The organism is Corynebacterium heidelbergense (assembly GCF_028609845.1).
Classification (GTDB): Bacteria; Actinomycetota; Actinomycetes; order Mycobacteriales; family Mycobacteriaceae; genus Corynebacterium; species Corynebacterium heidelbergense.
Genome location: NZ_CP063191.1, coordinates 936,105 through 956,162 on the forward strand (window position 1 = coordinate 936,105; position 20,058 = coordinate 956,162).

Genomic DNA, 20,058 nt, shown 5'->3' on the forward strand with positions numbered 1-20,058 from the left:
TTAGTGGGACGCGGCCCAGAACAGCGTGCCCCACGGGCCCAGCCGCAACTGTCCGGCCGGGTCCAGGTGGCTGGCATCCACGCCCAGGTCCGCCCACGCGCTGTTGGGGGCGTCCGAAACAGGGATGGACACCGGATCCGCCGAGAGATTGGCCACGACAAACACCGTGCTCACCGGGGTCCGATACGTCAGTTCAATCCACCGGTCCGCGCCGTCGGAACTGGGGCCGAAATCGGCTTCGGGGCTGTGGCCGGTTTCCGTCCCGGACCCAGCGCTCGTGCGGACCTCCGGCAGGCCCGCCTGCGCCAGCCGGTTCTCCTTCCGGAACCGCAACAGTTCCCGGTACCCCGCCAAGATCGCTGCATGCGGTGGCTCCTGCAGCTCCCCCCACACCAGCATGGAACGCCGGAACGTCTCCGGGTCCTCCGGCGCGGGAACATCACTGGCCCGCCACCCGAGGGCCTCGAACTCCCGCAGGCGGCCCTCGCGGGTCAACCGGTTGAGCTCCGGATCCTCGTGATCGACGAAGAAGGCGAAGGGCGTGCTGGCGCCCCATTCCTCTCCCATGAACAGCATGGGGGTGAAGGGGCTGGTGAGCACGAGAACGGCCTTGAGCATTTGCTGGGCGGGGGAGAGGTTCATGCTCGGCCGATCCCCGCGAGCTCGGTTTCCGGTCTGGTCGTGGGTGGTCGTGTACACCACAAAGCGCCAGGGCTTCGGGACGGTCAGCGCGCGGCCGTGGGTGCGTCGGCGGAACGAGGAATACCGGCCGTCGTAGTAGAAGATCCGGCGGAACACCGCCGCTAGCGCCTCCACCGAGCCAAAGTCCGCGTAGTAGCCGTCCGTCTCCCCGCTCACCGCGGCGTGGATGGCGTGGTGAAGGTCGTCATTCCACTGGGCCAGGCCGAAACGCTCGGTGATCTTCGGGTCGTTCTGGTCGGATTCGGCGATGAGATAGCTGGGCGCGGCGGCCTGGCGCATCTGCTCCATGATGGAGACCGCTCCCGTGTCGTCGTAGGCGTGCACCGCGTCCAGGCGCAGCCCATCCACCCCGAACTCCTGGGTCCAGATGCGCACCGCGTCGAGGATGTAGCGACGGACCTCGTCGGAATCCGGTTGGTTGAGGTTGACCGTCTCCCCCCATCCCGTAGAACCCCCGGCGGTGTAGGGGCCGAAAATCCCCGTGTAGTTCCCGTCTGGCCCGAAGTGGTTGTAGACCACGTCCAGGATCACGGCCAGTTCCCGCTCGTGGGCGGCGGCGATGAACCGGGCCAGGCCGTCCGGGCCGCCGTAGCCCTCGTGCACGGCGTGCCAGCTAACCCCATCATAACCCCAGTTGCGCGCGCCACCGAACGGCTGGACGGGCATGAGCTCCACCGCGGTTACCCCGAGATTGCGTAGGTAATCCAGCTTGGCGATGGCCCCGTCGAAGGTGCCCTCCGGGGTGAAGGTGCCGATGTGCAGCTCGTAGAGGACCTCCCCGCGCAGGGGGCGCCCGAGGGGGCGGGGGCGCTGTGCGGTGTCGGCGTGCCGCTCGGACCGAGCGTGCTGCTCGCCGGTTGGGTCCGACGGCCGCAATGCCGGGTGTGTCCAGATTTGGGAGAGCCCGTGGATACTATCTGGCTGCCGCCGGGACCTGGGATCCGGGAACACCGGGGAGCCGTCGACGCTGTAGCCGTACCGCTGACCCTCCACCACCGGCTCTGCGGAGGTGAACCAACCCCCTTCGCTGGGCGTCATCGCAATGCGGCGCTCGCCCTCCGCGCAGTCGGCCCCCGAATCTCCCCCAGATCCCGTGCGCCCGAAGCCCGCGAGAACGAGGTCCACCTGATCGGCCTTGGGTGCCCAGACGGCATAAGAGTCCATGCCCGTAACCCTAAGATGGGGCAATGCCCGCTTCAACTCCGCAGACCGACCCGACTGGGCAGCACCTCACCCCCGGCGAGAGCTACCTGCGCCCCGCGGATGGGCAGTGGGAGGCCACGATCGAGGTGCGCCGATCCACCTTCATCGCCATCGCCCGCCGCGTGACCTCCGAGCAGGAGGCGCGGGCTCTCGTGGAGGAGGTCCGCAAGGCCTACCCGGACGCCCGTCACCACTGCAGCGCGTTCATCCTCCACACCCCTGGGGCCCAGCCGGTGGCACGCTCCAGCGACGACGGGGAACCGGCCGGCACCGCGGGCCAGCCGATGTTGGATATGCTGCGGGGCCTGCAGGATGTGGCCGTGGTCGTGGTCCGCTACTTCGGTGGGGTCCTTCTGGGCACCGGGGGGTTGGTGCGGGCCTATTCGGATGCGGCGCGGGAGGTGTTGCGGTTGGTGGATGTGGTACGACGCCAACCCGAGCGCCTCTTCCACTTCCGCCTGGACCATGCCGAGGCGGGGCGGGTGGAGGCAGAGCTGCGTTCCGCGGGAGAGGCCGGGGTGCGAGTAGTGGACGTGGAGTACGGGCGCGACGTGAAGTTCACCGTCGCCGGTCCGGGGGTGCCGGAGCTCGTGGCTCGGTTGTCGGGCGGGCGGGTGAGCGCGGACGCGGCTGGGATGGCGTGGGTGGAGGTGCCCGTGAGCCGTGGGGCGTTAAACTCTTGACCCATGAGCCTGAACCAATATCCGGGCAATAACCCCATTGCCCTGCGCAAAGCCGCTGTCCGCAAGCACAGCAGGGCGATTCAGATCGCGGTGGCCGGGGGAGCCGTGGGCCTCGTGGCCGGGTTGGTCTTCCAGTGGGCCATGTTCTTCACCCTGCTGTTTCCCCTGATCGCGGCCGTCGTGGTGGGGTATAATGCCTCGAAGATTCGCAAGATCGTCAACCACGTGGACCGGTGGTAGATGGTCCGCGTTGACGCCTGGGTGTGGGCGGTGCGGTTGTGTAAGACCCGCTCGCAGGCCGCCCAGGCATGCCGCGCCGGGCATGTGAAGGTCAATGGGGAGGCGGTCAAGCCGGCGCAGCCGGTGGTGGTTGGCGATCGGGTGCGGGTGTGGGTGAATCACCGGGAGCATGTGGTGGAAGTGCGGGAGCTCGTGGCTAAGCGGGTGGCCCCGGCGGTGGCGCGCCAGGCGTATGTGGATCATTCGCCGCCCCCGCCGCCGAAGGAGGTTCTCGCGTCCCTGCCGCAGCGGGATCGCGGGGCCGGACGGCCGACGAAGAAGGAGCGTCGCGAGCTGGAGCGTTTGCGGGGGCGCCGTTAGTCGGCGGACCGCTCTGCGGTTCGCTCGCTGCGGGTGCGCTGACCCAGCTTCTGCCAGCGGTTGCCCAGTCGCCCGGGGCGCGTTGCGGTGTTGTCGCCGATGCGCACGGTGCGCCGGATGTGGTCGCGCCCGTAGGTGAACAGCAGCATGTCGTCGAGGAAGCGCACCTGCCCGGGGCGGTAGGGGTACGCCATGACCGCATTGAGTTCCGCGATGGCCTCCGGTGCGAGCAGTTGGCACAGCTCCCCGTGTGTGGTAATGCCGTGCGCGGCCAGCATGTCCACGGCCCAGGTGTAGTAGTCCACGTTGGAGGTGGGGTACCCGGGCCCCAAGAGGCGGCTGAGTTCCCCGGGTAAGCCGGCGGCGGTGATCTCCGTCTCGGCTGCGCGTTCGCTCTCCTCCGCGGTGATCGCGGCGATCTTGTCGAATTGCTGGTCGGCCAGCTCAATGAGCCCGGCGGCGAGCGTAAAGGCCCGGTCCACTTCGGGGTTGGCCCCGGCCCCGCCGTTTTTGTACCGCACATCGTGTTCGAATTCGGCCCAGGCGTGCTGCAGTACGGTTCGTAGTTGGATCTCGACGAGGGCCCCGCCGAGCTTTTCGGAGCGGACGATGATGTGCTGGGAGGCGTAACCGAAGCCGCCGCTTTGCGCCGTCTGGGCGGTTTTGTCCTCCATGCGCTGGACCGGGAACATGCCGGTGATCACATCCACGAGCTGGGGGATAGCGGAGGAGTTATAGGTGGTGACCCGCACTCCCAGGATGTCGTGGGCGGTGTTGATGTCCTCGTAGTGGGGGTAATCCGGGTTTGCCAGCTTCGCCAGAAAGCTGGACCGGGCCTTCACCCGCACGGAGACCTGGTCATAGGCCAGGCCCGCGTCGTCTAGGGCATCCGTGATCTCCGACTGCAGCTCCCGCACGGCGTGGGGGTGCTGGTGGATCCACTGCTCGTAGGAGGCAAGGTGGTCCGTGCTGCGGTCTTTGCGGCGCTTCAAGTGGTGTTCCGTGTCCTTTCGGTGGGGCAGGGGATGGTAAAGGGTTGGGCCGTTGGGTGGGGCTGGGCGGTTGGGCGGGGCTGGGTTCAGTTGCTCGTGGTCATGCGGGTCAGCAGCGCCTGGCCCCGGGCGGAGAACAGGTCGTCCAGCCGCACCTGGCCCTCGTGAACCCGGCACCGGTTGAGCTGGTCCTCCCAAATGCCGGCGGGCAGGGCCACGGTGGTGTCCCCCCAGCCGCCGGCGTCCTTAAGCCCAATGGGTTGGCGGGTCACCAGGGCGATCATGTCCTCCCCGCGCATCATGCCCAGCATGTAGCGATCTTTCTCACCGGAGGCCATGACTGGCAGGTAGCTGGCCGCCGGGTCGATGTTCTTTCGGATGCGCAGCGCGGTGGAGATGATGTGCAGCTTTTCGTGGTCGGGGGAGTCGATGGCCCCGCGCCCAATCCGATCCAGGGCGGCCTGCCGGGCGGCGTAGTCCACTTTGCGCCGATTATCCGGGTCCACCAGGTAGTCGGTGTGAAACTCCGTGCCCTGGTAGATGTCCGGCACTCCGGGACCCAGCAACTGCAGAAGCTTCTTGCTGATGCCGATCTCCCGCCCAGCCCACGCGATACGGCGGACGAAAGAGGTGATGGCGGCATGGTACACGGGGGAATCGATGAGCTCGTCGATCCAGTCCTGGATGCTTCGTTCGAAGTCCTCGTCCGGGTCGAACCAGGTGCTGTGCAACCCGGCTTCCCGCATCGCTTTGGTGGCGTAGTCGTGCAGCCGGGTGCGCAGGGAATCGGAGACCGCGCCGTCCTCCGGCCACACGCCGATGATGTTCTGCAACAGGAAGTGGCCGGTGGTCCCGTCTGGGTAGTGGATGCCGTCGCACAGGGCCGCGAACTCCTCGGGTACCTCCGCAATGCAGGTGATCCGGGAGCGAACATCCTCGCCGCGTTTCGTGTCGTGGGTGCTCAGGCTTGTCATCGTCCGCGGCCACAACCGGGCCCGCTCCGCCTGCAGCAGGTGGAACTCCGCGGGGGAGACCCCGTAGCGCTGCGGGGCCCCGCCGACCTCCTGCAAGCTAACCAGGCGAGATCCCCGGTAGAAGGCGGTGTCCTCTACCCCCTTGGCCATGACCGCCCCGCAGACCTGGGCGAAGCGCACGTTCGCCTCGCGTCGGGAGATCAGGGCGGTGGCGATGAGGTCCAGGGCATCCGCGCAATGCGGCTTGTCGATGGCCATGTGGGCGATGGCGGTGGATGTGACGCGGGACAGCGATTCGTAGTCCGCACGGTAGACCGGCATGGAGGCCACGAGTTCGATGAGCGTATCCCGCAGCTCCTCCGCGCTGACGGCATCCCCGCTCGTCGACCAGTTGTCGTTGCGCACGGCCCGGGCCAGGCGGCGGATTTCGGCATCCAGTTCCTCGGCCGCCACCTCGGCCTTCAGATCGTGCTGGGCGGCCAGGAAGGCACTTCGGTTCCACCTGCTGCCGGTGTGCTTCTCCGCAATGTCCGATAGCGCCCGCATGGAGGGGCGGTGGATGAACACGCCGTCGAATTCCCGCAGCGCGTCATAGCCCGTGGTCCCGTCCACGTCCAGGCGGGGATCCAAGGGCTCCGAAACCCCCAGGATCTTCTCCACAATGAGCCAACGATCCGGCCCGATAAGGGCGCGCAGTTTCTGCAGGTACTTGAAGGGGTCCGCCAGGCCGTCGGGGTGATCCACCCGAATGCCGTCGATGAGGTCTGCGGCGACGAGCTGGTTGAGCACCCGGTGGGTGTGCTCGAAGACAATGGGGTCCTCCTGGCGCAACCCGGCCAGGTCGTTGACGCTGAAGAAGCGGCGGTAATCGATGATCCCGTCGCGCCAGTACATCAGCTTGTAATGCTGGCGGTCGTGGACCTGCTGGGGACTGTCCCCCTCCGTCGCGGTGCCCTCGGCAACGGGGAACTCGTGTTCGTAGTAGCGCAGGACCGTCTCGTCGCCCCCGGGGCCGCCGTCGGTGGCCAGGCTCAGCGCCGCCACGTCCTCGTGGGAGCCCAGCACGGGCATCCCCAGCCGTCCCTCCGCGCCGTTGTCCGGGGACCAGTCGATGTCGAAGTAGCTGGCGTATTCGGAGTCCTGGCCCCGCTTGAGCACATCCCACCACCACGCGTTGAGCTTGGGTGTGGCCACGCCCACGTGGTTCGGCACGATGTCCACTACGACCTTCAGCCCGGCCTCGCGGCAGGTCTCCACGAGCGCGCGGAAGCCCTCGATCCCGCCCAGCTCCGGGTTGACAGTGGTCGGGTCCGTCACGTCGTAATTGTGCGTGGACTCCGGGGCGGCGGTGAGGATGGGGGACAGGTAGAGGTGGGTGACCCCCAGCCGCTGGAAGTACGGCACCTGAGCGGCGGCGTCAGCAAAGGTGAACGCGTTGTCCGGGTCCGATGCGGGGCCGCGGAGCTGGACACGGTAGGTGGCAGACATGGTCCCCACTCTAGGTCACCGGCTTGCTGCCCACCGGGAGCCGGAGCTTGTCCCCCGTGGTCCACCGTGGGGCCGTCGCTAATCCCCCTTGCCCACCGCGTCCAGGAACTTCTCGAACGACCAGATCTCGATCTCCTGGCCCTTGTCCTGCAACTCCCGGGCGCGCTTTTCCTTCGTGGTGGTGGTAGCCCACTCGCCGATGATCAGCAGGGTGGTCTTCTTCGTGACATTCTTCGCCACCGTGCCCCCGGCGGAGGCGATCATTTGCCACACCTCGCCCTTGTCATAGGGCTCCACGTCCCCGGTGACGGTCACGTTCTGCCCGTAGATGGGGTTGGCCATGTCCGCGTTGGGGTCCGGTTCGGGCACCGTGTCGGGGGTCGCCACCTTATCCCACGGTGCCGGATGTGCCGCGGCCGTCTTTTTCTTTCTTGGGGACGCCCCGGTCACCTCAGCGCCGCGCGAAGCCTCCCCGATCTCCCACAGGGTCCCCTGCCGGGGCTCGGCCAGCCACTCCTCTTCGGAGACGGGCTCCCCAGTGCCCCCAGTGCCCCCGGGCGCGGGGTCGGATGCGGGGTCGGATGCGGCCTCGTGCTCGGCCGCGCCGGGAAGGCCATATCCGGCCTGCACGCTGGTCAGCGCCCGGTCCAGGGTGGCAAACGCCTCCGTCGCAGCCGGGGCAAAGCGCACCACCGCGGGGTTGGTGCGCCCCTCCACGTCGCTTCGGACTAGCGCGTTGGTTCTGGCGTCCATAAGAAGAAGATGGATCCACCCCGGTGCCGCGGGCGTGGGGGCCTGACGGCGCCACCCCAGCAACCGCGCCACATCCACCTCGAGGTCCGGAAATAGGGAGCTGGCCAGGGTCGAGCGGCGGAGTACCAGGGACTCCTCGGACAGCGTGACCTCCCCACCGCGGACCGGAATTCGCAGGCCAGCGTCGGCTACCCCGCTCACATTGCCACCTCGTTGAACGGGCGCTGCAGCAACACCGTGCTGCGCGGAGCCACAACCACCGTATCCCCAGGTGTGTAGGTGGTGGACTCCTCCGGAACCCCGGTGGGCAGATCCGTATCCACGGCCACGGTCCACACGTCCTCCTCCGCCGGCTCCACGTGCATGACGTTGTGGCGCTTGGGCAGGGTGAAGTTGATCGGCTCGTGGAAAGCGTTGAAGCAGAAGATGAAGGAATCATCCGAGATGTCCCGGCCCTGGGTGTCCGGCTCGTTGATCGCCTGGCCGTTGAGGTGAACCATGAGAGACCGGCCGAACTCCGTGTTCCAATCCTGATCCGTCATCACCCGGCCATCCGGGGTGAGCCACGCAATATCGCGCGCGGCAACATCCTTGCCCAACGGCCCGCCCTCTAAGAAGCGGCGGCGGCGGAATACCGGGTGCTGGCGGCGCAGGCGGACCAGGTAGCGGGTGAAATTGTGCAGGTCCGCCTGGGTTTCCAAATTCCGCCAGTCGATCCAGGACAGCTCGTTGTCTTGGCAGTAGACGTTATTGTTGCCCTCCTGGGTGCGGCCCAGCTCGTCGCCGTGGGAGATCATCGGCGTGCCCTGGCTGAGCATCAGGGTGGTCAGGAAGTTGCGGCGTTGCTTGGCGCGGAGCTTGCAGATCTCCTCGTCCTCGGTGGGGCCCTCCACGCCGCCGTTCCAGGAGCGATTGTGGGTTTCCCCGTCGCGGTTATCCTCCCCATTGTCCTGGTTGTGCTTCTCGTTGTAGCTGACCAGGTCGTTGAGGGTGAAGCCGTCGTGGGCGGTGATGAAGTTGATGGAGGCGGTGGGGCGGCGGCCGTTGTGCGCATAGAGGTCCGAGCTGCCGGTGAGGCGGGAGGCGAACTCGCCGAGGGTGGAGGGCTCCCCGCGCCAGAAGTCGCGGACGGTGTCGCGGTACTTTCCGTTCCATTCCTTCCACAGGCTGGGGAAGTTCCCCACCTGATAGCCGCCCTCGCCGACGTCCCACGGCTCGGCGATGAGCTTGACCTGGGAAACCACCGGGTCCTGCTGGACGAGGTCGAAGAAGGCCGAGAGGCGGTCCACGTCGTGGAACTCGCGGGCCAGGGTGGAGGCTAAGTCGAAGCGGAAGCCGTCGACGTGCATCTCCGAGACCCAGTAGCGCAGCGAGTCCATGATCAGTTGCAGGGTGTGCGGGTTGCGGACGTTGAGGGAGTTGCCCGTGCCCGTGTAGTCCATGTAGTGGTTCTCGTCGCCATCGACGAGGCGGTAGTAGGCCGCGTTGTCGATGCCGCGGAAGGAGTAGGTGGGGCCCATGTGGTTGCCCTCCGCGGTGTGGTTGTACACCACGTCCAGGATGACCTCGATGTCCGCATCGTGGAAGGATCGAACCATCTGCTTGAACTCCGCCACGGAACCCTCGGCGGAGTTGGAGGCGGCGTAGTCCCGGTGCGGCGCGAAGAAGCCCAGAGTGTTGTACCCCCAATAGTTGCGCTTGCCCATCTCCCGCAACCGGTCATCGTGAACGAACTGATGCACCGGCATGAGTTCGATCGCGGTGACGCCGAGGTCCGTGAGGTAGTCGATGACGCTGTGGTGGCCCAGGCCCGCGTATGTTCCCCGCAGGTGCTCCGGCACCCCGGGGTGGGTCATCGTCATGCCCTTGACGTGGGCTTCATAGATGACCGTGTGCTGGTCCAGGGTGTTCGGGCGGCGGTCGTGGGACCAGTCGAAGTAGGGGTTGATCACCACCGAGCGCATGGAGTGCTTGGCGGAATCGGCAGTGTTCGTTTGCCCCGGGTTGTTCAGGTCGTAACTGAAGAGGGAGGGATCCCCGTCGTAGGCGCCGTCAAAGACCTTGCCGTAGGGGTCCATCAGCAGTTTCGAGGGATCGCACCGCAGCCCCCGGCTGGGGTCCCAGGGGCCATGAACCCGGTAGCCATAGCGCTGTCCGGGCACGATGCCCGGAATGTAGACGTGCCAGATGTGGTGATCGACCTCGTCCAGGGGAATCCTGTTTTCGATATCCTCGCTGTCGAACAGACACAGCTCCACTTTTTCGGCACACTCGGAGAAGAGGGCGAAGTTCGTCCCGTTGCCGTCAAAGGTGGCGCCTAGAGGGTAGGGTTCACCCGGCCACACCAGCAGGGGGCCACCGGGGGGTCGTAAGCCACTTTTATCGGACAAGCCAGAAGACATAGGGACAATCTTATCGCTGTTGGCCCAAGATCAACGCTTCTGGGCGACGCGGCCAAGGCAGTACCCGGCGGACTTTTTGGTTCCACCGCCGAGGGACCTTGTACCCTTAGGAGCATGAAACTTGCCCCCCACACCGCCCGTACTGTGCTGATCAGCGCGGCTCTCGCCCTGCCTCTGGCCCTCGCGGGCTGTGGGTCGGACGAGGACTCGCAGCAGGCCGCGTCCTCCGCCTCGTCGGGTGTGTCCTCGGCTCGCGGGTCCAGTTCCGCCTCCTCCGAGACCACTGGAGTCGGGGAGAAGCAGCAGCGCCCCGACGGTCAGAAGCCCTCCGGGGAACCCTCGCCGGGCAACCCCGCGCCTCCCGCCGGGGCACCCAACGGCGGCGGGGGTGCCCCGGACCGGCCGGGGGCGGTGCCGGTGCAGGGGTCGGACCAGGACCAAATCCGCAGCATCGTCAACGGCTTAGGCAATACGGATCGCTCGGCGGCCGATTACCAGCTCTACATTGCGGACAACTCCTGTACCGCCTACCTGGACGCCAACGGGGGGATGGAGAATCTGCGCCAGAACGCTGAGGGCGCCCGCGACCGGCCGGCCTCGGAGGTCGCCCCGAGGATTACCGGTGTGGATCCGATCACCGTCAACGGGGAACGGGCCACCGCCACGGTCACGGTGGAGCAAAATGGTTCCCCGGCAACGCAGGACATGCAGTTTGCCAGGGAAAACGGACGGTGGACCATTTGCCCGTCCTAATGCCCCCGCGCCGCCGCGGTGGTTCTCCGCTAGTCCCCAAACCCTTGGGTGCGGGGGCCGTGGTCTTTCTCGTGGCGATGCTCAGCGCGTTGGTGCTGGGGTCCCTGTGGGGCTGGTTCCAACCCACGGGTGAGGTTGCCTTCGCTGCTACCCGGCAAGTCGAGCCGGTGCCCGGCTCCGAAGGGAACAGCTTCGCCGCGTTTGGGTGGCTCGTCGTCGTGTGTGCTCTGCTGGGCCTAGGCACGGCGGTAATCGCACTTCGCATGGGTGAGGGGCCCAGCCTCGGCATGTTGATGTGGGCTGCGGTATCCGCAACCGCGAGTGGGATGGTGTGCGGCACGATCGGCCACATGATCGTCACAGCCCGCTACGGCCGGGTGCCCGACCTGCACGGGAATTCGGAAACGGTCGTCCACGTGGTGGATCCGATCGCCGCCGGCAGTTGGTGGTTGATCGCCCCTGCTATCGCCCTTGGTGGATATTGGCTCGTAGCGCTCGTGCTGGCGCCGGTGGCGGGGGAGAGGCGCGGGCGCTAGCAAAAGATCACCGCACAAAAGCGGTGTTTACCAATAATTAAGTCGGCGTTCCTGATTGGTTTAGCGCTGCGATACTTTCGGGTTGAACCGGACCGATAGGTTAGCCCCTCGTGATCAATTCAGACGACGTTTCGCAGGGGGCCGCAACTGCCGTTCAGGCGCGTCCTCAGGGCAACAAGACGCGCAAGTGGGAGGCCAAAGAGGTCCTCACCGCCATCGCCATGCTGGCGCCGAACCTCATCCTGCTCGCCGTCTTTACCTACCGGCCCCTGCTGGACAACATCCGGCTATCCTTTTTCGACTGGAACATTTCCGCTCCCACCGCAACCTTCGTGGGATTGAAGAATTACCAGGAGTGGCTGACCCGCGCGGATACCCCCAAGATTCTGGGCAACACCCTCTTTTTCACCTTCTTCGCGGTCGCTGGCTCCATGCTCCTGGGCTTGGGCCTGGCCCTGTTGCTCGATCAGAAACTGGCCGGGCGAAACCTCGTCCGAGGTGTCGTTTTCGCGCCCTTCGTCATCTCCGGCGCCGCTGTGGGAATCGCGCTGCAGTTCGTCTTCGACCCCAACTTCGGCATGGTCAACGACATCCTGCGCCGGATGGGTACCAACGGGCCCGACTGGTATGGCGATCCACACTGGGCGCTCATCATGGTCACCTTCGCCTTCGTGTGGAAGAACATGGGCTACGCCTTCGTGATCTACCTGGCCGCACTCCAGGGGCTGTCAAAGGACCTTTCCGAGGCCGCTCAGATCGACGGGGCCAGCCGCTGGACGGCATTCCGGCGCGTCACCCTGCCGCAACTGCGCCCCACGACCTTCTTCCTGTCCATCACCACGCTGCTGAGCTCGGTGCAGGTCTTCGACATCATCAACGTCATGACCGGCGGCGGGCCCCGCGGCAACGGGACGACCACCCTGGTGTTCCAGGTGTATCAGGAAAGCTTCGTTAACTTCCGGGCCGGCTTCGGCGCCACTATCGCCACCATCTTGTTCCTCATCCTGCTGTTCATCACCGTGATCCAGGTACGCGTCATGGATAGGAAGACCACCTAAATGGCCACCTCCGCTAACACCCCCAGCAAAGCCCGGCTCATCTTCGGCTACCTCGGCATGCTGTTCGCACTGCTCCTCGTCGGTGCCGCCTTGTACTGGGCGCTGATCTCCTCGTTCAAACTCCGCGCGGATATCTACACCTCCCCGGCAACGTGGTGGCCCGCCAAGTGGGCCCCGCAAAACTACAAAGAGGCCGTGACGGCGGTGCCCTTTGGTCGGTACTTCATCAACTCCGTGATCATCACCAGTATTCTGTGCACCATCAAGATTGTGCTTGGGGTGCTGTCCGCCTACGCGCTGGCCATCCTGCGCTTCCCCGGGCGCAACTTTGTCTTCATCGTCGTCATCGCCGCTCTCATGGTGCCGCCGGAAGTCACGGTCATCTCCAACTACGCCCTCGTGTCCCAGTTGGGTTGGCGGAACACTTTCCAGGGCGTGATCATCCCCCTAGCCGGTATCGCTTTCGGTACCTTCCTCATGCGCAACCACTTCATGTCCATCCCGAAGGAAATCGTGGAGGCCGCCCGGATGGACGGCGCGGGCCCAGTCAAGCTGCTGTGGAAGGTTCTACTTCCCATTTCCCTTCCCACGCTCATTGCCTTCTCCATCATCACGGTGGTCAACGAATGGAACCAATACCTCTGGCCCTTCCTCATGGCTGACACGGAAAAGGTGGCCCCCCTGCCGGTGGGCCTAACCATGCTGCAAAACAGCGACGGGCTCACCAACTGGGGCCCGGTGATGGCAGCCACCCTGCTCAGCATGTTGCCCGTCCTCGTCCTGTTCATCGCCCTGCAGAAGTACATGATCAAGGGCCTGACCAGCGGGGCGGTGAAAGGCTGAGGTCAGCCGGCCTCCTTCGCCGCCCACCTCACAGGCACGAAAACGGGCACCGGGCGGACGGGGACCGGCCAACACCCGCGCAGCCCCACCCCGCGCCGACCTCGGCAACACCCACCATCTCGTTCGACCCACATCAACCAAGGAGCACACTTACTTATGGCTACGATGTCCCGCCGCCACTTCCTCGCCCTCGCCGGGCTCACCGGCGCCGGCCTGACCTTGTCCGCCTGTGCTGGCACCGGCGGCAACAAGCCCCAGGAGGGTGACCAGAACACCATCACCTGGTGGTCCTCTCACCCCGGCACGTCCAAGGACGTGGAGATGGAGCTGATCAAGCGCTACCAGGAAAAGAATCCGGACATGAAGGTCAACCTGGTAGACGCCGGCAAGAACTATGCCGAGACCGCCCAGAAGTTCAACGCCGCCCTGTCCGGTGGGGATCTGCCGGACGTTGTGCTGCTCTCCGATGTGTGGTGGTTCAACTTCGCCCTGAACAACCAGATCGCCGAGATTGGCTCCCTGGCCAAGGACAACGGCGCAGACACCTCCACCTTTGTCACGTCCCTCTACGACGACTACAAGTACAAGGGCGGCCACTACGCCATGCCGTTTGCGCGCTCGACCCCGCTGTTCTACTACAACAAGGACGCCTGGGCAGCAGCCGGCCTCCCGGACCGCGGCCCGCAGAGCTGGGAAGAAATGGCCGAGTGGGGTAAGAAGTTGCAGGGCAGCCTCGACGGTGGCAAGAAGGCCTTCGGCTGGGGCGACGCGGCCAACTACCTCTCCTGGTACTTCGAGGGCCCCATGTGGACCCTCGGCGGCTCCTACTCCAAGGAGTGGGACTTCACCCTCGCCTCCGATGAGACGGTCAAGGCTGCCCAGTTCCTGCGCAGCTCCGTCAAGGATGGCTGGGCAACCATCAGCAAGGACATTGCCAGCGACTTCTCCGCGGGCCTGCTCGCCGCCACCGTTGCCTCCACCGGCGACCTGTCTGGCGTGACCAAGAACTCCAAGTTCAACGTGGGCACCGCCTTCCTGCCGAACCCCACCGGGCAGGGCGGTTGCCCGACCGGCGGCTCTGGCCTGGCCGTCCCCTCCGGCATCACCAAGGAACGCCAGGTCAACGCCGTAAAGTTCATCGACTTTATCACTAGCGCCGAGAACACCGCCTACTGGTCCCAGCACGTCGGCTACATGCCCGTTCGTAAGACCGCCCTGGATCTGCCCGAGCAGAAGAAGTTTATGGAGGACAACCCCAACTACAGCACGGCGGCCCGGCAGCTCGAGACCACCCGCCCCCAGGACAACGCTCGCGTGTTCATCGGCGGCGGCGACCAGAAGATCGGTGCGGCCCTGGAGACCATTGCCACCACCGACAAGGACATCAAGGCCGAGCTCTCTCGCGTGAACGACGAGCTCAAGAACGACTACGAGCGCGACATCAAGCCGAAGCTCAAGTAGTCCCGCTTCCGCCTCCACCGTCCTCCCTCCTCACCCCACCCAAGCCCACGAAAGGAAGCCGCCGTGGCTTCAGTAACACTGGAATCTGCCACCCGCCGATACGATGTGCCCCGCCGGGGCCATGCCGCCACGGCGGTGGACTCTCTCAACCTCACGATCGAGGATGGCGAGTTTCTCGTCCTCGTGGGGCCCTCAGGCTGTGGCAAGTCCACTACCTTGCGGATGGTGGCCGGCCTGGAGCCGGTCAACGAGGGCCGGGTGCTCATCGGTGGAAAGGACGTTACCGGGGTGGCCCCGAAGGATCGGGACATCGCGATGGTCTTCCAGAACTACGCCCTGTACCCGAACATGAGCGTTGCGGAGAACATGTCCTTTGCTCTGCGCAACGCCGGGGTGTCCAAGTCCGCCGCTCGGGCTCGAGTGGAAGAGGTCGCGGAAATGCTGCAGCTAACACCGTACCTCGACCGCAAACCCTCCGCCCTGTCCGGTGGTCAGCGCCAGCGCGTGGCCATGGGGCGGGCCATCGTTCGCGAACCCGCCGTGTTCTGTATGGACGAGCCGCTCAGTAACTTGGACGCCGCACTGCGCCTATCCACCCGCGCCCAGATCGCCGATCTGCAGCGCCGTCTGAAGACCACCACCTTGTACGTCACCCACGACCAGGTGGAAGCCATGACAATGGGTGACCGTGTGTGCGTGTTGCGCGGCGGCGTTCTACAGCAGGTGGCCGCCCCCCAGGAGCTGTACCGGCGCCCGGCCAACGCGTTCGTGGCTGGCTTCATCGGTACCCCCGCAATGAATCTGGTCCGGCGCGGCGACGTCATTGTCGGCGCGCGGCCCGAGGATCTCCACATCTGCACTGATGGCAGCGCCACCCCGGGCCCCCGGGACGGCCGTCCCTTTTCCTCCGCGTTCCGCGCTGAGATTCAGCACGTGGAGGACCTGGGCAGCACGGTGCACGTGTTCGTGGCACCGGTCGATGTGCAGGGATGGGAACTGATCAACTCGGAGGGTGCGGCCACGCCCACCCAGCGGCTCACCGTGGAAGCCGCGCGCCACAGCTCCCCGCAGGTGGGGGATGTCGTGGTCGTGGAGGCCAACCAGCAGGCGCTGCACGTGTTCGACGCGGAAACCGGTAACCGGATCTAGCCCCACCGCGCGCCTGTCATCCGGCCGCGCCGTGCTAGCCCCTCCGCGCGCCTCTCACCCGGCCGCGCAGCGCTACCCGCACTGCGCGATGCGCTCGGCGACGAGGCGATAGTTGCGGGCCACGCCCGCGAGAACCTGGTGCTCGGGGGACTGCGAAGTCCACTCGGCGCCGGGTTCTTCTGCTGTCCACCGCCGCAACCCGGGCTCGGCGGACAGGGACCGTTCCAGGAAAACCGCCGCCTGCCCCGCATTGCCCGCCTCCACGTGCCGCTCGGCGAGAAGTATCCACGCCAGTGCCTCTGCGGCCCGGTCTCCCGTCTCGTGGAAGCCGGTCGCTGCGGTGTGCGCGTAGTCGATAGCGTCCGAAATGGAATCCCCCACATCCGCAAGGTGCCAATGCATCTGGGAGGACAGTTGCAGCCACCGGGTGCGATCGCGATGCGGATCGTTGTGGGCGGAGGCGTCCAGGGCCTCGCGCACCTCCGCGAGGATCTCGGGGTGGCCGGGGAAGGAGAGGTAGTGGGATAGCAGCAGATCGGCGATCTCCAGGTGGGCCCCTTGCTGCCGGTAGATCTCCGCGCGGCGCCGCTGCACTTCCAACACGTGAGCCTCCACCTCGCCGCCCAGCCGGGTCCCGGCCTCGGCGGCGACGGCCAGGGCGGACGCGGTGCGCTCCACGTCGGGGGTGAATTCGGACCAGGAGGCCACCGCCAGGCTCTTCTTCCAGGCCCGCCCCACCTCTCCCTCGGCGAGCAGCGACTGGGCGTGCACCGCCGCCAGATTCAGCAACGCGGGGCTGACGGGCGCCCCGCTGACGGCACCCAGCACCCGCTCGGTCAGCCGGACCGCCGCGCCCGTGTCCTCCGCCGCGTAGAGCACCCGCGCCGCCAGCTCGGCCATCTTGATCCCCATGATGGGGGCGTTCATGTCCATCGCCGCGCCCACGGCCTTGATCCAGTGCTCGACCGCCCGGGTTGCGGCGGGCGCGGTGAGGTCCGAGTCCTGCGTGATCTCCAGCATCGCGCAGGTGGCCAGCATTTCGTGGGCCTCGTAGTCGCTATCGGGGCCTTGGCCGAGGGCCTGCGTCGCGTAGTTCGCTGCCAGGGTGTGTTCCCCTTCGGCCCAGGCCAACTGCGCATTCCACAACAAGCGGTCCGCGGCGGAGGGGGCCACGGTGCCGAAGCGGCGGACGAAGGTGGCGAATAGCTGGGCCAGGTCCGTGTTCCGCAGGTTCGTTGCCACGGTGAAGGCCGTGGTGGCGGCAGCGGTCAGTGCCGCGGCATCGGCGGGGGTGACCAGCCGGTCTGTGGCGCTGCCCGCGCTGCCGATGGGGGGATGGTCCGGGGAGGGGCGGAACGTGGTCAGGCCCTCGGCGACCTGGCTGAGGGCCTCCGGGGCGGTAGGCAGGTCGTAGCCGGGGGCGTGGGCCCCGGTGTCTGCGGTATCGAGTGCGTGGTAGGCCAGTTGGGCCTGGGCCACGAGGGCAATGGCGTGGCGGTTGCGTTCCCGGCCCCAGTGGCGCAGTTCGGTGAGCGCGACCACTGCCTCCTCGTCCATAGCTAGGTGTTCGGCGGCGGCGGCGCGGAGGTGGTAGAACTCCCCGCGCAGTTCGTCGGGGACGTCGGTGGGTTCCGCGAGCCAGTGGTGGCAGGCGAAGGTGCTGGTGCTGCGGTGGTTGGCAATGATGTCGCGGCGCTCGGCGGCGGCGCGGCTGGCGGTGAGTAGTTGGGTCAGCGCGGGGGGCGGGCGGAGGTTCTCTTCGGTGTTGCGCATGTGTCCTCCGGGGGCGGTGGTTGGGGCTCTGGCGAGGTTGGTGCTGGGCAGTAGAATGGCCAAGTCTAGACAAGGGGCCGCGTTGATCGGCCCGCCGCAATCCCGTCGAGGAGTTTCCCCCTATGCTGACCCGCATCGATCTGCGCGGCTCTCGCCCGTCGACCGCCGAGCTGCGCCGTAGCCTGCCCCGAGGCAAGACCGATGTAGAGTCCGTGCTGCATGTGGTTGAGCCGGTGGTCGCGCAGGTGCGCCAGCGGGGGGTGGCGGCCGCGGTGGAATTTGGGCAGCGTTTTGATCGCTGCTCACCGCAGTCGATGGTCGTTCCCGATTCGGTTATGGACGCCAGTCTGCGGGCGCTAGACCCCACCGTTCGCGCCGCGTTGGAGGAGGCCATTGCCCGGGTGCGGGCGTTCCACTCCAGCCAGATGCCCATTGGCCACAGCCTGGAGGTGGCCCCGGGCGGCATTGTGCGGGAGCGCTTCGTCCCGGTGCGGCGCGTGGGGTTGTACGTGCCCGGGGGGAAGGCGGTGTACCCCTCCTCGGTGATCATGAATGTGGTGCCGGCGCTCGTTGCTGGCGTCCAATCCCTCGTTGTGGCTTCACCGCCGCAGGCCGACAATGACGGCTGGCCGCACCCCACAATCCTGGCTGCTTGCAAGCTGCTGGGAGTGGAGGAGGTGTGGGCCACTGGCGGCGCTCAGGCGGTGGCGTTGCTGGCCTACGGGGACGAGGGGGAGGGGTTGGAGCCGGTGGACCTCATCACCGGGCCGGGCAATATCTACGTCACCGCCGCGAAGCGCCTGTGCCGGACGGTGGTGGGTATCGATTCGGAGGCTGGCCCGACGGAGATTGCGGTTCTTGCCGATGGGGCCGCCGACGCCGTGGAGGTGGCGCTGGACCTCATTAGCCAGGCCGAGCACGACCCCATGGCCGCCAGCGTCCTCATCACGGACTCCCCGGAACTGGCGGAGGCCGTGGACCGCGAGGTGGAGCAGCGCTATCGGGTGACGCTCAACGCAGACCGGGTGGCCGAGGCTCTTCGCGGCCAGCAGTCCGGCATTGTGCTGGTGGATAGCGTGGAGGACGGCATCCGAGCCGCCGATGCCTACGCCGCCGAGCACCTGGAAATCCACACGGCCGATGCCGCCGACGTTGCCGGGCGGATCCACAATGCCGGGGCGATCTTCGTCGGGCGCTACAGTCCGGTGCCACTGGGGGATTACGCCGCCGGTTCCAACCACGTTCTGCCCACCTCCGGCACGGCGGCCTTCGCCTCCGGGCTGTCTACCCACACCTTCCTCAAGTCGGTGCACGTGGTGGAGTACTCCAAGGCGGCGCTGGAGCAGATCGCGCCGACGGTCATCGCGCTTGCCGATGAGGAGCGGTTGCCCGCCCATGGCGAGGCCGTTCGCGCACGATTCGAGTCCCACTAGGGCCCCTTCTTCCTTAGCGCGTGCCCTGCGTTTCCTGTCCTCTTTGACACCTAGCGAAAGACCCCCACTCCTATGGCCTCCAGTGACGTGACCCCCGGGACCCAGCCCGGTGACCAGCCCCAGCTTGCCGATCTGCCCCTGCGCGAGGAACTGCGCGGCCAGCACGCCTACGGCGCCCCCCAGTTGACCGTGGCCAACCAGCTCAACACCAACGAAAACCCCTACGCGCCTGCGGAGGTCATCATGACCGAGCTGGCGGATAAGGTCCGGCACCTCGACCCAAGCCTGAACCGGTACCCCGATCGGGACGCCACGCAACTGCGCGCGGATTTGGCGGCGTATGTGTCCCGCCAGACGGGAGTGGAGGTCGGCCCGGGGCAGGTGTGGGCTGCCAACGGGTCCAACGAGGTCCTGCAGCAGTTGCTGCAAGCCTTCGGAGGGCCCGGCCGCCGCGCGATGGGGTTTACCCCCAGCTACTCCATGCACCCCATCTTGTGCGCTGGGACGCAGACCGAGTTCCTCTCCGTCGCGCGCCGGGAAGAAGAAAATTTCCGGCTCGATGTAGCCGCAGCGCTGGCGGAGATGGAGCGGGCCCGCCCAGATATCGTCTTCGTGACCACCCCCAACAATCCCACCGGCAACGTGACCCCTCTGGATGATCTGCGCCAGATCATCCAGGCCGCCGCGGGGATTGTCATTGTGGACGAGGCCTATGCCGAGTTCACGGACTTCCCCAGTGCCTGCACGCTACTGGCGGAGTTCCCCACCAAGCTCGTGGTCTCCCGCACGATGAGTAAGGCCTTCGACTTCGCCGGTGGTCGCCTGGGCTACTTCGTGGCGTCCCAGGCCTTCGTGGAGGCCGTGATGCTCGTGCGCCTGCCCTATCACTTGTCCAGCCTGACGCAGACCGCCGCCCGGGTGGCCCTGCGTCACAGCGCGGAGACCCTCAAAACGGTTGACATCCTGCGTGGCGAGCGGGACCGGGTTCTCAGCGAGCTGCGCCGCCTGGGCTACCGGACCATTCAATCCCACGCTAACTTCATCTTCTTCGGGCGTTTCCAGGACAGCCCTGCGGTCTGGCAGGAATTCCTGGACCGCCAGGTTCTCATCCGGGACGTGGGGGTGCCCGGGTGGCTGCGAGCCAGCGTGGGCCTTCCGGCCGAAAACGACCACTTCATCCGAGCTGCAGGTGAGTTGCGTCGTACCGTGTTGACTGAACAATGACCGAGCAAGCAGCACCGGCAACCGCATCCAC

The 20,058-nt window shown here is 66.5% G+C and carries 17 protein-coding genes; 11 read left to right on the plus strand and 6 right to left on the minus strand.

The window, feature by feature from the left end; all coding sequences use genetic code 11:
- Window positions 1-1,866 carry a malto-oligosyltrehalose trehalohydrolase gene (gene treZ / locus CHEID_RS04125; RefSeq protein ID WP_112770047.1) on the minus strand — a complete coding sequence of 622 codons (1,866 nt, stop codon included), beginning with the start codon at window positions 1,864-1,866 and terminating at the stop codon, window positions 1-3.
- A gap of 23 nt (window positions 1,867-1,889) precedes the next feature.
- On the opposite strand from treZ, the gene CHEID_RS04130 reads away from it, so the two are divergent.
- Genes CHEID_RS04130 through CHEID_RS04140 form a run of 3 tightly spaced genes read left to right on the plus strand, consistent with a single transcriptional unit; the run spans window position 1,890 to window position 3,188 of the window.
- Entirely contained in the window at window positions 1,890-2,588 is a 699-nt protein-coding gene (locus CHEID_RS04130; protein ID WP_112770046.1) for an IMPACT family protein, read from the plus strand.
- A 3-nt stretch (window positions 2,589-2,591) separates the two neighbouring features.
- Window positions 2,592-2,828, plus strand: a complete 237-nt coding sequence (locus tag CHEID_RS04135; protein ID WP_112770045.1) for a hypothetical protein — start codon at window positions 2,592-2,594, stop codon at window positions 2,826-2,828.
- Window positions 2,829-3,188, plus strand: a complete 360-nt coding sequence (locus CHEID_RS04140) for an RNA-binding S4 domain-containing protein (RefSeq protein ID WP_112770044.1) — start codon at window positions 2,829-2,831, stop codon at window positions 3,186-3,188.
- On the opposite strand, the gene CHEID_RS04145 is transcribed toward CHEID_RS04140, so the two are convergent.
- The 4 genes from CHEID_RS04145 to glgX form a co-directional block, all read right to left on the minus strand.
- The gene (locus CHEID_RS04145; RefSeq protein ID WP_112770050.1) at window positions 3,185-4,180 is read right to left on the minus strand and encodes a GTP pyrophosphokinase; all 996 of its coding nucleotides are present in this window, start codon (window positions 4,178-4,180) and stop codon (window positions 3,185-3,187) included. The two genes, CHEID_RS04140 and CHEID_RS04145, sit on opposite strands and share 4 nt — an antisense overlap.
- Before the next feature lie 86 nt (window positions 4,181-4,266).
- Window positions 4,267-6,642, minus strand: a complete 2,376-nt coding sequence (gene treY / locus CHEID_RS04150) for a malto-oligosyltrehalose synthase (protein ID WP_273661339.1) — start codon at window positions 6,640-6,642, stop codon at window positions 4,267-4,269.
- 78 nt (window positions 6,643-6,720) lie between these two features.
- The gene (locus CHEID_RS04155; RefSeq protein ID WP_238599336.1) at window positions 6,721-7,596 is read right to left on the minus strand and encodes a BRCT domain-containing protein; all 876 of its coding nucleotides are present in this window, start codon (window positions 7,594-7,596) and stop codon (window positions 6,721-6,723) included.
- Window positions 7,593-9,797, minus strand: coding sequence for a glycogen debranching protein GlgX (gene glgX, locus CHEID_RS04160; RefSeq protein ID WP_112769641.1), 2,205 nt, complete (start codon window positions 9,795-9,797; stop codon window positions 7,593-7,595). Before glgX ends, CHEID_RS04155 begins: the two co-directional genes overlap by 4 nt.
- A 114-nt stretch (window positions 9,798-9,911) precedes the next feature.
- Here glgX and CHEID_RS04165 point away from each other — a divergent pair, with 114 nt between their 5' ends.
- The 6 genes from CHEID_RS04165 (at window position 9,912) to CHEID_RS04190 (ending at window position 15,597) form a co-directional block, all read left to right on the plus strand.
- On the plus strand, window positions 9,912-10,550 hold the full coding sequence (locus CHEID_RS04165; RefSeq protein WP_112769642.1) for an Rv0361 family membrane protein: 639 nt from the start codon (window positions 9,912-9,914) through the stop codon (window positions 10,548-10,550).
- Window positions 10,550-11,086, plus strand: a complete 537-nt coding sequence (locus CHEID_RS04170; RefSeq protein WP_112769643.1) for a hypothetical protein — start codon at window positions 10,550-10,552, stop codon at window positions 11,084-11,086. Before CHEID_RS04165 ends, CHEID_RS04170 begins: the two co-directional genes overlap by 1 nt.
- Window positions 11,087-11,307: 221 nt before the next feature.
- Window positions 11,308-12,144 (plus strand): carbohydrate ABC transporter permease, encoded by an 837-nt coding sequence (locus tag CHEID_RS04175; protein ID WP_112769657.1) that lies wholly within the window; start codon window positions 11,308-11,310, stop codon window positions 12,142-12,144.
- Window positions 12,145-12,987, plus strand: a complete 843-nt coding sequence (locus tag CHEID_RS04180) for a carbohydrate ABC transporter permease (RefSeq protein WP_112769644.1) — start codon at window positions 12,145-12,147, stop codon at window positions 12,985-12,987.
- Window positions 12,988-13,143: 156 nt separating this feature from the next.
- Window positions 13,144-14,448, plus strand: a complete 1,305-nt coding sequence (locus tag CHEID_RS04185) for an ABC transporter substrate-binding protein (RefSeq protein WP_112769645.1) — start codon at window positions 13,144-13,146, stop codon at window positions 14,446-14,448.
- A gap of 63 nt (window positions 14,449-14,511) precedes the next feature.
- Window positions 14,512-15,597 carry an ABC transporter ATP-binding protein gene (locus CHEID_RS04190; RefSeq protein ID WP_112769646.1) on the plus strand — a complete coding sequence of 362 codons (1,086 nt, stop codon included), beginning with the start codon at window positions 14,512-14,514 and terminating at the stop codon, window positions 15,595-15,597.
- A 72-nt stretch (window positions 15,598-15,669) separates the two neighbouring features.
- Here the strand turns inward: CHEID_RS04190 and CHEID_RS04195 are convergent, their stop codons facing one another.
- Entirely contained in the window at window positions 15,670-17,370 is a 1,701-nt protein-coding gene (locus tag CHEID_RS04195) for a hypothetical protein (protein ID WP_273661343.1), read from the minus strand.
- 122 nt (window positions 17,371-17,492) lie between these two features.
- On the opposite strand from CHEID_RS04195, the gene hisD reads away from it, so the two are divergent.
- Together hisD and CHEID_RS04205 are read left to right on the plus strand one after the other, a co-directional pair.
- Entirely contained in the window at window positions 17,493-18,803 is a 1,311-nt protein-coding gene (hisD, locus tag CHEID_RS04200) for a histidinol dehydrogenase (RefSeq protein ID WP_112769648.1), read from the plus strand.
- Between the two features lie 72 nt (window positions 18,804-18,875).
- Complete coding sequence (locus CHEID_RS04205; protein WP_112769649.1) at window positions 18,876-20,027, plus strand: histidinol-phosphate transaminase; 1,152 nt, start codon at window positions 18,876-18,878, stop codon at window positions 20,025-20,027.
- Window positions 20,028-20,058 lie beyond the last annotated feature (31 nt).